Annotated in this window: 11 protein-coding genes; all 11 read left to right on the top strand. The window is 47.7% G+C overall.

Translation table 11 applies throughout. The features are described from left to right. The first annotated feature begins 1 nt into the window (after position 1). From Q502_RS04195 to glyS, 11 genes are read left to right on the top strand one after another with little or no spacing between them, the layout of a single operon-like run. Positions 2-1,078, top strand: coding sequence for a Xaa-Pro peptidase family protein (locus Q502_RS04195; RefSeq protein WP_099831095.1), 1,077 nt, complete (start codon positions 2-4; stop codon positions 1,076-1,078). A gap of 21 nt (positions 1,079-1,099) precedes the next feature. After that, positions 1,100-1,657, top strand: coding sequence for an elongation factor P (gene efp, locus Q502_RS04190; RefSeq protein ID WP_099831094.1), 558 nt, complete (start codon positions 1,100-1,102; stop codon positions 1,655-1,657). A 19-nt stretch (positions 1,658-1,676) separates the two neighbouring features. Next, positions 1,677-2,141 (top strand): Asp23/Gls24 family envelope stress response protein, encoded by a 465-nt coding sequence (locus Q502_RS04185; protein WP_099831093.1) that lies wholly within the window; start codon positions 1,677-1,679, stop codon positions 2,139-2,141. Between the two features lie 4 nt (positions 2,142-2,145). Next, positions 2,146-2,592, top strand: a complete 447-nt coding sequence (gene nusB / locus Q502_RS04180; protein ID WP_099831092.1) for a transcription antitermination factor NusB — start codon at positions 2,146-2,148, stop codon at positions 2,590-2,592. Between the two features lie 10 nt (positions 2,593-2,602). Beyond that, the gene (locus Q502_RS04175; RefSeq protein ID WP_099831091.1) at positions 2,603-4,270 is read left to right on the top strand and encodes a formate--tetrahydrofolate ligase; all 1,668 of its coding nucleotides are present in this window, start codon (positions 2,603-2,605) and stop codon (positions 4,268-4,270) included. A 10-nt stretch (positions 4,271-4,280) separates the two neighbouring features. Beyond that, entirely contained in the window at positions 4,281-5,102 is an 822-nt protein-coding gene (locus Q502_RS04170; protein ID WP_099831090.1) for a bifunctional 5,10-methylenetetrahydrofolate dehydrogenase/5,10-methenyltetrahydrofolate cyclohydrolase, read from the top strand. A gap of 3 nt (positions 5,103-5,105) precedes the next feature. After that, positions 5,106-6,986, top strand: coding sequence for a 1-deoxy-D-xylulose-5-phosphate synthase (dxs, locus tag Q502_RS04165; protein WP_099831089.1), 1,881 nt, complete (start codon positions 5,106-5,108; stop codon positions 6,984-6,986). Then, complete coding sequence (locus tag Q502_RS04160) at positions 6,961-7,308, top strand: Asp23/Gls24 family envelope stress response protein (protein ID WP_014730630.1); 348 nt, start codon at positions 6,961-6,963, stop codon at positions 7,306-7,308. Before dxs ends, Q502_RS04160 begins: the two co-directional genes overlap by 26 nt. Before the next feature lie 15 nt (positions 7,309-7,323). After that, positions 7,324-8,988: a DAK2 domain-containing protein gene (locus Q502_RS04155; protein WP_099831088.1), complete on the top strand. Its 1,665-nt coding sequence runs from the start codon at positions 7,324-7,326 to the stop codon at positions 8,986-8,988. A 22-nt stretch (positions 8,989-9,010) separates the two neighbouring features. After that, entirely contained in the window at positions 9,011-9,865 is an 855-nt protein-coding gene (locus tag Q502_RS04150; RefSeq protein ID WP_099831087.1) for a glycine--tRNA ligase subunit alpha, read from the top strand. Then, complete coding sequence (gene glyS / locus Q502_RS04145) at positions 9,858-11,894, top strand: glycine--tRNA ligase subunit beta (RefSeq protein WP_099831086.1); 2,037 nt, start codon at positions 9,858-9,860, stop codon at positions 11,892-11,894. Before Q502_RS04150 ends, glyS begins: the two co-directional genes overlap by 8 nt. The last annotated feature ends 6 nt before the right edge of the window (positions 11,895-11,900 follow it).

Here is an 11,900-nt window from a genome sequence, read left to right as displayed (position 1 = left end):
CATGTCGAGAATCGAAAGGTTTCGAGAAAAGCTTAGAGAAAGCAAGCTTGACGGGTTTGTTCTTTACAACATGGAGTCCAGCAATCGCTCCAATTCCTGGTATCTATCCGGGTTTTCCGGCTCTTTCTCAGTTCTTATTGTGACCCCGAAGGGCGAGTACATAGTGACTGATTCGAGGTACTTCACTCAAGCCGAAATTGAAACGCACTTCAAGCTGATCCCTTTCAACAATGGCGACGAACTCAAAGACGTAATTCAGGCGACGCTGGCCAAAGATGGAGCCAGCCGTGTGGGATTTGAGGAAGAGACGATCAGCTATGGTCTTTACAAGCGAGTCTTCTCCCAGCTAGGCGTCGAACTTGAACCCGTAGACAGTATTCTCAAGGATCTTAGGATGGTAAAGTCTCCGGAGGAAGTCGAGAAGATGAGACTGGCAGTCAAGATCGCCGAAGATGCGCTTACAGAGACTTTCAACTTCATTCGTCCGGGAAGGACTGAGGAAGAAGTATGTGCGGCACTCGAATATGAGATCAGGAAGAGAGGAGGCTACCTTGCCTTCGAGACGATAGTGGGCAGCGGACCGAGAAGCGCAATAGTTCACGGCAGACCGTCCAATAGAACACTCCAGGAAGGCGATTTTCTCTTGATCGACTACGGGGCAAGGGTAGACGGCTACAACTCGGATATTACAAGAACTTACAGTATAGGGGAACCGTCTGACGAAATGGTGAAGGTTTATGAAGTGGTTCTCAAAGCGCAAACAGAAGCTAAGAACGCCTCAAAGGCAGGGGTTATAGGAAGCCAGATACACGAAGTTGCAGCAAGTATAATTAGAGAGGCGGGTTATGGCGACTACTTCGGTCACGGCCTGGGCCACAGTCTGGGAATGGACACTCACGATGGCCAGGGGCTTTCTCCTAAGAACTGTAATCCTATCCCGGCCGGAGCGGTCATTACGATAGAGCCGGGCATCTATCTTCCCGGCAAATTTGGGGTTAGAATAGAAGACGATTGTTATTTTTGTGAAAGCGGAGTAGAAGTTCTGACAAATCTAGATAGAGAGTTGAAGATTCTTTAGAGATCCGGAGGTGGCTTCTAGATGATAGAAGTTGGAAAGATTAGAAAGGGAACGCCTCTTATCATTGATGGAGATATTTACATCGTGACTGAAGCAAATAAGCACTCAATGGGAAGAGGAGACGGGATAATTCGGACGAGGATGAAGAACATCAAGACCGGCCTCGTTAGGCAATTCACGTTCCAGGCAAGTGAGAAAGTGGAGGAAGCGGCGCTTTCATTCAGACATGTGCAGTACCTTTACTCGGAGGATGAGATGTTCCACTTCATGGACCTCGAAACATTTGAGCAGTATACAATCGGTTTAGACGAGATGGGAGATGCCCTGGACTACATAAAGGAGAATGAAGTGGTGGATCTTCAGTTCCATGAAGATAGGCCGATAGGTATTGTTCTTCCGAACACTGTGGTTCTGGAGGTGAAAGACACCGCTCCCGCTTACAAAGGCGACACGGTTTCGGGAAGCGGCAAACCGGCCGTTCTGGAGACGGGGCTCAAGGTGACGGTTCCATTCTTTGTCGAAAACGGTGAGTTGATTCGAGTAGACACAAGAACCGGCGAATACATCGAGAGAGCATAAGGAGAAAGGAGGGAGAATTATGGATTTTGAAGAGACTGATCTCGGCAGAATCGAGATCTCGGAGGCAGTGATCCGGGATATCGCTATTCACTCCTACATTGAATTTCTGAAATTCGATCCTAAGGAAGCCAAAGCACGAAAAGAAGCCAAGTCTACGGTAGATATCGACCTCGACGAAAAGGTCGACGGTACGAAGACTGTCAAGATATCGGTAAACACAAAGATCAAGTATGGTGTCTCTATACCCTCATATGCCAGAAAGATGCAGGAGAAGCTGAAAAACGATGTTGAAAGCTTCAGCGGCATAAAGGTTGAAGACGTTTCCATCACTATCGAAGATGTCTTTGAAGAGGCCCAAAAACCAGTGATTATTGAGGAAGAAGAGCTCGAAAAGAGCGAAGCAAAACCTGAACCGGAAGAGATGAAACCAGAAGCGACTGAAGCGGAAGAGCCTGAAGACGAAGAAAAAGAGAAAGAGGTTTGAAGAGGTGAAGGCAGGTCTAAACAGAAGCAGACGAAGAATGAGGGAAATTGTTTTCAGTGCGATCTATCAGTATGACTTCAACGAAGACGTGGAGACTTCATCTGATTACCTTGAAAGGGAGTTGAGCTTCTTCTCGATGGAAGACGAAATGAAGTTGAGAACACGTAAGTACTTCGAGAGCATCTTGAAGTATCGAAGCGATATTGACGAAGTGATACGAAAACACCTTATGAACTGGACATTCGAGAGACTTGCCTCGATCGATAAGAACGTCCTTAGGCTTGGAGCGTATGAGATCATTTATGAACCCCAGATACCAATTGAGGTGACACTTAACGAATCGATCGACATCGCCAAGAAGTACGGTTCGGAGCAGGGCGGGAAATTCGTAAACGGCGTTCTCGACAGAATTGCTCGGGAGTGCGCATCAACAGAGAAAAAGCATTTATGAGGAGGAGACCATGCTGACCGATCTGGAGATAGCACAAAAAGCAGAGCTGAGGGAGATTGACGAAGTTGCCTCATCGATTTCGATTCCCGACAAACACTTGAGGAGATTTGGAAAGTACGTAGCGAAAATATCTCACCTATACCTCAATGAGCTGCAGGATAGACCCGATGGAAAGCTGGTTCTTGTTACGGCCATAAGTCCAACAAGCGCAGGTGAAGGAAAGACGACAACTTCTGTGGGTCTGGCAATGGCACTAAACAAGATCGGGAAGAAGACCTTCGTAACTCTCAGAGAACCATCCGTTGGACCGATAATGGGAATCAAGGGAGGGGCTGCCGGAGGCGGCTACTCTCAGGTGCTTCCGATGGAAGAAATCAATCTGCACTTCACAGGAGATTTTCACGCGGTATCGATGGCACATAATCTTCTTTCGGCTGTTATTGATGCACATATTAACTTCAAGAATGAATTGAAAATAGATCCGACGCAGATATACTGGCCGAGAACAATGGACATGAACGATCGGGCTCTCAGACAGATCATCGTGGGGCTAGGCGGTTCGGCAAACGGCTATCCCAGAGAAGATTCATTTGTAATAACCGCCGCATCTGAGATCATGGCTATCATTTGCCTTTCGAAGAACCTCGTTGACCTGAAAGAGCGCCTCTCGAAAATCATTGTGGCTAGAAGTTACGACGGAGAGTTCATAACAGTTGAGGATTTGGACGTCCAGGGCGCGATGGCAACTCTACTCAAAGACGTTCTTGATCCGAACCTAGTTCAGACTCTTGAAGGAACTCCGGCTTTCGTTCACGGAGGCCCGTTCGCGAACATCGCCCACGGAACAAACACCCTGACTGCCACAAAGATGGCTCTCAAGCTTTCCGATTGCGTAATTACCGAGGCAGGCTTTGGAGCGGATCTAGGCGCACAGAAATTTCTTGACTTTGTCTGTCAGGTCGGCGACCTGAATCCAAGCGCAGTGGTTCTCGTTGCTTCGATCAGAGCGCTGAAGCTAAACGGAGGTGCTTCCAAGAACGAAATCCAGGAAGAAGATATCGAGAGCCTGAACTATGGGTTCAAGAATCTCAAGGTTCATTTTGAGAACCTCAGAAAGTATGGGATCCCTGTAGTTGTGGCTCTAAACGAATTCCCAACAGATACGGCGAAGGAAAGGGAAACGTTTGACGCTCTATGCAAGGCTGACTCTATACCTTACGAATTGTCGAAAGTGTGGGCCGAGGGCGGTGCAGGTGGAATCGATCTCGCAAAGAAGCTACTTGAGGTCATTGATCAGCCCAATAGCTACAAGCCCCTGATACCAATGGAAGCTCCGTTTGAGGAAAGGCTGGAAAAACTTGCAAAGGAAATCTACAGAGCCGGAAGAGTAGATCTTGAACCAGCGGCTAAGAGCAAACTCAGGCTCTTTAAGAAGAAGGGTCTCGACCGTCTTCCGATAATCGTCGCCAAGACCCAGTACTCAATTTCTGACGATGATAAAAAGCTTGGAGCGCCGGAAGGCTACACTTTCAAAGTACGAGATCTCAATCTATCGGCAGGTGCCGGATTCATAGTTGTGGTTGCCGGCAAGATAATGCTGATGCCCGGACTCGGAAAGGATCCCAACGCGAAGCACATAGATATCGACGCAGACGGAAAGATCAGCGGGCTCTTTTGAGGTGATGAAGATGATACTTGATGGAAAGATCGTTTCAGAGAGTATTTATTCTGATGTCAAAGAGAAGATCAAAGAGAGAGCGGGAAATCTTCCTTCGCTCGTTCTCTTCTGCGATGAGCCCGATGCTTCTAACAAGTCGTATATGAGATCAATAAAGAAGCAGGGGGAAAAACTCGGCATAGAGGTCATTGTTCACGACAGCGGGATCAATCCCATCGAAGAGATCTCGAAGATGAACAACGACAAAAGCGTTGCGGGAATAATGGTTATGCATCCTCTTAAAAACGCCGATGAAAAGGCGGTTCTGGCCGCTCTCGATCCGGGAAAGGATCTGGAGGGTCGGACGGTATCGAACCTCGGCGGAATAATCAACGACGAGGAGTTTTTCGCTCCTCCAACTGCCGAGGCCGTGATGGAGATTCTGAGTTACTACGGAATCGAAGTCAAAGGCAGGGACATAACTATTGTTGGAAGATCAAACACGGTCGGAAAGCCTCTGGCACTGCTGCTTCTCAAAAAAGGTGTAGACGGTACGGTTACCGTTTGCCACTCGAGGAGCAGGGACATCTCCGAAAAGACTTTCAACGCCGATATAGTGGTTAGTGCCGTTGGAATAGCGAAATTCGTGCATCGAGAGATGATCAAGCCAGGGAGCATTGTAATAGATGTGGGAATCAATTTTGTTGACGGCAAGCTGGTTGGAGACGTTGACTTCGATGAAGTCAGCCAGATAGCTGCAGCGATAACCCCTGTTCCCGGAGGAGTGGGCAGCGTAACGACGGCGCTCTTGTTCAGGCACTACACAAAATCCCTTGAAAGATTGGAGTCTTAGCAGATGAATGAACAGCCACTATTCAGGCGACTAAAAGACTACTCCTATGCCCAGCTGGAGGTTCTTGCCAGCGAAATTCGCGACACGATAACGAGAGTAGTTTCCTCTAACACAGGTCATCTGGCTTCCAACCTGGGTACCGTCGAGCTGACAATTGCGTTATATAGAGTGTTCGATCCCGATGAAGACGTTTTAATATGGGATACGGGACACCAGGCATATACTCACAAGCTGCTTACGGGGAGATACGGTTCCTTTGGCTCCTTGAGGAAGAAGGGTGGAGTTAGCGGTTTCCTTAACAGGATTGAGAGTCCGTATGACTTCTTCGGTGCCGGCCATGTAGGCACGGCTCTTCCTGCCGCAATGGGTATAGAGCAGGCAGATAACATATTCCGAAGCTCAAGGAATGTCGTTGTTGTTGCCGGAGATGGGGCCTTGACTTCGGGAATGGCACTGGAAGCTTTGAATCAGATGAAGGACATAGGCTCGAAGATAAAGGTGATCGTTAACGATAACGGAATGAGTATCGGAAAGAATGTGGGGAGTCTTTCGTCTTCTCTTGCCGAACTGAGACTCAATCCTGTGTACAGAGAAATGAAGGGCGATCTCAAGAACACGCTTGAAGCGATGAAACTGGTAAGCCTGGAGCAGTTCCTGTCGAAAATCAAGAGCGGCCTGAAGGCCTCAATTCTAGGCGGAAACTTGTTCGAAGACATGGGGCTAAACTACATTGGTCCGGTTAAAGGCCACGACTTCCAGGAGATGGAGGCCGTGTTTTCGGCAGTCAAGCAGCTCAGGGAACCCTTCCTGGTACATGTTGTCACAAAAAAAGGCAAAGGTCTTGAGTATGCAGAATGCAACCCTACCAGGTTCCACAGTGTCAGCAAGATCGACCCGGATAGTGGAGAGAAGATCTCGAACAGCGGCGAACTTTCTTACAGCGAGGTCTTTGGAAAGGTCCTGACAGAGCTTGCGGAGGAAGATCCTTCCATATCGGCAATAACCGCCGCAATGCCAGACGGAACGGGACTGGCAGAGTTTGCGAAGAAATATCCTGCCAGATTGTTCGACCTTGGCATAACGGAGCAGCTTTGCACCACTTTCGCCGCAGGGATGGCAGCAGCGAAGACGAAGCCGGTCTTTGCAGTATATTCGACTTTCTTGCAAAGAGCCTTGGATCAGTTGATCCATGATGTGGCCCTTCAGGATCTGCCGGTACTATTCGCAGTAGACAGGGCAGGAATAGTTGGGCAGGACGGACCGACCCATAACGGAATCTTCGATATTGCTTTCCTTTCGATGATTCCAAATATGCAAATTCTTGCACCTTCGAGCCTGAAGGAACTGGCGAACATGATCTTCACTCTCTTCGCTGAGAAATGGATCGACCATCCCACTGCGATTAGATATCCGAGAGAGACGGAACTCCAGAGCATCGACGAGATTCTCTCGAACCTGAGGAAGATAGAGCTGTTCAAGTGGGAAAAGGTGATCGACGGAAAGGAAGCCGCCATTCTTGCAACAGGAGCAATGGTTTCCAGGAGCAGGGAGGCCGCTCTCTTGAACGGATATGCACTCTATAACTGCCGATCAATAAAGCCGTTCGACAAAGCGGCTCTAGGACAAATCTTTGCCGATTACGACCTGATTGTGACGGTTGAAGAGGGAATTATGAGCGGGGGCTTCGGCTCCAACGTAGCACTTGAAGCTATTAGGCAGAATTACAATGGTAGAATCGATATTATTGCAATTGAGGACCGTTTCTCTTCTCACGGCACAAGGGAAGAGGTATTGAATGAGCTGGGGCTAGATGCCAGGGGAATAGAGAATAGAATCTCTAAACTGAGAGGTGAAAAGAATGCAAGTAACTACAGAATTCGGTAAGATCGATATTTCTCTTCAGGCGATATCTTCGATAGTCAAAAAGGTTGTATCTGAGTCTTACGGACCGGTGAACGTCGGATCGCCCCAAACGGGCTTTTTGACAAAGCTTTTCGGCACGGGAGAGGATTCCAGAAAGGGAATCAAAGTAACCGAGGAGATCGACGGCACGCTTGAGATAGACATCGATTTGATTCTCGAGTACGGGGTAAGAATTCCCACAGTCGTTGAAAACATCCAGGAAAATGTATTTCACAAGCTGAAGGAGCTTACTGAAGCAACCAATATAAAGGTGAATATTCACGTTGTCGGCTTGCAGGATTGATGGGAGGCAAAAGAGATGAAACGGATCAACGGCAAGTTTTTTGTCGCCGCCTTCCAGAAAGCCGCTGAACGACTTCTGGCAAATAAAGATGAGATCAACGCGCTTAATGTCTTTCCTGTTCCAGACGGAGATACTGGATCGAATATGGCGGCCGCTATGATAGACGCATGCGAGTATCTCGATAGATTGAAGAAAGATGATTTGGTGAGCGTTCTGGAAGCGGTCAAGACCGGCATGTTGATGGGTGCCCGTGGGAACTCCGGTGTTATTCTATCTCAAATATTCAGAGGATTCGCCGAGGGAATCGGAAACAGAAAGTTTGTTGGCACAAAGGCCTTTACCGAGGGCCTGCAAAAAGCAAAAGAAGTCGCTTATAGATCCGTAATGAAACCGGTTGAAGGTACGATGCTTACAGTTGTGAAGGTTACCGCAGAGACTGCCAACGAGCATTACGGAGACATTGAAGATTTCGAAGAGTATTTCGAGAATCTTATCAAAGTGGCTTTTGACACGGTGGAGAAGACACCGACCCTCCTGCCTAAACTAAAGGAAGCTGGAGTAGTAGATTCTGGAGCAAAGGGATTGGCTCACATATTCGAAGGATTCCTGCTGGCAATAAAGGGCGAGTTGGAACTCGAAGGACCTATTCAGCAAATGCCGCAGGCAATGGGTTCTTCAACTGAACGAATCGTCGAGATCGTAAGGGAAGAACTCAAGTTCACTTACTGTACAGAACTGATAGTCAACCTTAACGACTCCGAGAACCCCGAAGAAACTTCGGAAGTAATGAAGGCATACCTTGAAGAGATGGGCGATTCAATCGTCATGGTTCACCAGGATGAATTGATAAAGATTCACGTACACACAGATCATCCCGGAGATGTAATCGAGAAGTTTCTGGGAATCGGTTTTCTTCAGAAGGTGAAGATAGATAACATGAGGGTCCAGCATGAACATATAGTTGACATTCAGTCTAGAGGGCCCGAGATGTACGGCAACGGAAAACATCACGGAGTCATTGTGGTCTCGCCTGGAGACGGTCTCGCAGATGTTCTTAAGAGTCTTGGAGTTGATTTTGCAGTAAAGGGCGGCCAGACCATGAATCCGAGTTTGAAGGATCTTTACGAAGCTATCAGCCGAGTTACGGCCAACAAGGTAATAGTGCTTCCGAACAATCCAAACATAATTCTTACCGCAAAAGAGGCGGCGAATGCAATTCACGACGACAACCCCGAAAAGCAGGTTTACATCATCCCTACACGCACCGTTCAGGAAGGGATAGCGGCTATGACCGTCTATAACGACGAGATGGAAACCGAGTCGTTGATTGCCGAGATGAAAGAATCGGCCGAAGCAGTTTTTCCGATCTCTATTACATATGCCGTGCGTGACTCAAGCATGAAAGGAAAGAAGATAAAGAAGGGTGAATACATCGCGATAGGAAGAGAAGGCTTGATAAGCTCGGGCAGGAAGCTCGAGAAGCTTGTCCATGACTCGATTAAGATCGCTCTTGGCAAAGACACCGACAAGGAAGTGGTCACAATTTTTTACGGATCGGAAGTCTCCGAGGAAACTGCCGGGAAGCTCCTTGAATCTCTTTCAGGAAACTTCTCGGATCTTGAATTCGAAATCCACAGCGGTGGACAGCCATACTATTACTACCTGATTTCAATTGAATAGATTACCATTTCAGGAGGGAACGATGTACTTACAGGACGTAGTAGTAAAACTTAACTCATACTGGTCCGGTCAGGGGTGTATAATCGACCAGCCGTATGACCTGGAAATGGGTGCGGGAACATTTCATCCCTCGACATTCCTAAGATCGCTGGGCAAGAAGCCCTGGAAAGTCGCCTTCATCCAACCAAGCAGAAGACCCACAGACGGTAGATACGGCGAAAACCCGATGAGGGTTCAGAGGTATTTCCAGTATCAGGTGATTATCAAGCCCAACCCTGAGAATTCCCAAGAACTCTATCTTGGTTCTCTTGAAGCCCTCGGAATAAACCCCGTGGAACATGATATTCGATTCGTGGAAGACAACTGGGAATCTCCGACTCTCGGGGCCTGGGGAGTGGGCTGGGAGGTCTGGTTAGATGGAATGGAGGTCAGTCAGTTTACGTATTTCCAGCAGGTTGGCGGAATCGACGTAGACCTCGTTTCTCTCGAGATCACCTATGGACTCGAAAGAATCACAATGTATCTTCAAAAGAAAGCGAACATATTCGATATAGACTGGAATGAAGAGTTCAAGTATGGAGATGTATTCCTGGAGAACGAGAAAGAGTTCTCGGCCTACAATTTCGATGTGGCAAATACTTCCAGGCTCTTCGATCTCTACAGATTCTATCGCGAAGAATTCGATCTATGCATGAAAAACGGACTTGTAAGACCTTCTTACGACTATATGATCAAGTGCTCTCACGCCTTCAATCTTCTTGACGCCAGGAATGCCATCAGCGTATCTCAGCGTCAGAGCTACATCAAATCTATAAGAGAGATGGCAAAAACAGTTGCCGAAGCATATGTAGCCAAGGAGGCCAATTCAGATGAATGATCATAAGGCACTGCTTGAAGTCGGAATTGAAGAGCTTCCTTCAAGTGAGGTTCAAGGAATGAGAAAACAGCTCTTAGAGAGAATAGAGAAGTCTCTCGAGAGTAATCGTTTGGGTTATGGAGGAATCGAGATCTTCGTTGCCAGCAGGCGATTCGGAGTGTTAATTCGAGACATAGAATCCAGTCAGGCGGACTTTGTGGAAAAGAGAAAAGGCCCGTCAGAGAAGATCGCCTATAGGGACGGCGAACCGACCAAGGCGCTCCTTGGATTCCTTAGGGGAAGTAACTCTCAGCTTGACGAAGTGAGTATTGAAGACGGATATGTATACGTAGAGAGACATATAAGGGGAAAGACTGCCAGAGAACTCTTGCCTCAGATCTTCTCAGATATGTTGCGATCGCTGGATTTCAAGAAGCCGATGCGTTGGGGAGACGGAACTTATAGATTTGTGAGGCCGGTCAAGTGGATAGTTGCTATGCTTGACTCCGAAATCCTCGATATGGAGCTCTTCGGAAAGAGATCGTCAAACAAGTCCAGGGGACACCGTTTCTTCTTCGATGAAGTTGAAGTATCGCCTGAGAATTACTTTCAGAATTTGAGAGATGCTCTGGTGATCGCTCGAGAGAGCGACAGAGAAGAAAGAACTCTCTCTGAAATCAGAAGAATTGAGTCGGATATTAATAGCCAGATTCCTGTTGATGAAGAACTGCTTGCCGAAGTCGTTTCTTTGACAGAATACCCAACGGCAGTTCTGGGAAACTTCATGGAGAAGTACCTCTCACTCCCGCCTGAAGTAATCATCGTAACTATAAAGCACCATCAGAGAACTTTCCCGGTCTACAAAGAAGGCAAGCTGACTAACGGCTTTGTTGCCTTTCAAGACGGACCAGATGATCCGCTGGGAAACATTCGATTAGGGTACGAGGAAGTTATAAACGCAAGGCTCGAAGACGCCTTCTTCTACTTCGAGAAAGACAAAGAGAAACCGATCGAGAACTACGTAGACGGATTGGAAGGAATCCTCTTTCAGCGGGGGCTTGGCACTCTGAAAGACAAAACCGACAGAACGATAGCACTTTCAGAGGCGATCTCTAAGAAACTCGGAGCCAAGAGAGAAGAACTGCTGGAGGTTAAGAGAACCTCTCTTCTTGCGAAAGCAGATCAAACCACAAGAGTCGTGCAGGAGTTTCCGGAGCTTCAGGGGATAATGGGAAGAATCTACGCTGAACTGTCCGGCGAGAATCCCGACGTCTGTACTGGAATAGAGGAGCACTACCGTGACAATGTGGTTCCGGCAACTCTGGCCGGTGCCGTAACCGGAATATCCGATCGTATAGATACTTTGGTCGGTAATTTCATGATAGGGAACATACCCTCTGCATCGAAGGATCCGTACGCTCTGAGGAGAAAGACTTCTTTCATATTCAAGACAATGCATCATCTCGGATGGAAACTCGATCTTCTCGGTCTGATTGAAGAAGCTTCCAGTGCCCTTGCCGGGGTGAATAGTGAAACACTTGATGCCATCACCGACTTCTTCTCTAACAGATTCGAAGCGTTCCTTCTTGAGAAGGGCTTCTCGATGAACATAGCACGATCGGTGAAGGTGTGGTGGAGGTTCCCGTATCTCGGAGTTCGCGCGGCCGAAGCGATCTCAGAGTATGTAAAGAAGGAGGATTTTACAGATCTTCTAGTAGCTTATCAAAGGGTCCACAATATAAGCAGAGGTCATTCGAGCAACTTTTTTGACGGTTCTAAGTTCGTCGAGCAGGCCGAACGTGACTTACTGAACAACTATTTGAAATGCTTCGACGATGTAATGGAAGCGCTCGAGCGCGACGATTTCGAGAAATCGCTCCTGTTACTGACATCTCTTAAGCCTCACATAGACAGATACTTCGACGATGTCTTTGTTATGGCCGAACAGGAAGATATCCGCCTCAACAGACTAGGCTTCCTCAAATCTCTAGATCAGCTCTTCTTGAAGATAGGCGATCTCTCGCTGCTTCTCGAAGAAGAGAGAGCGTGAAGCGTC

This window comes from Mesotoga sp. Brook.08.YT.4.2.5.2. (assembly GCF_003351125.1).
Lineage (GTDB): Bacteria > Thermotogota > Thermotogae > Petrotogales > Kosmotogaceae > Mesotoga.
This window is presented reverse-complemented; position numbering and strand designations above follow the sequence as displayed.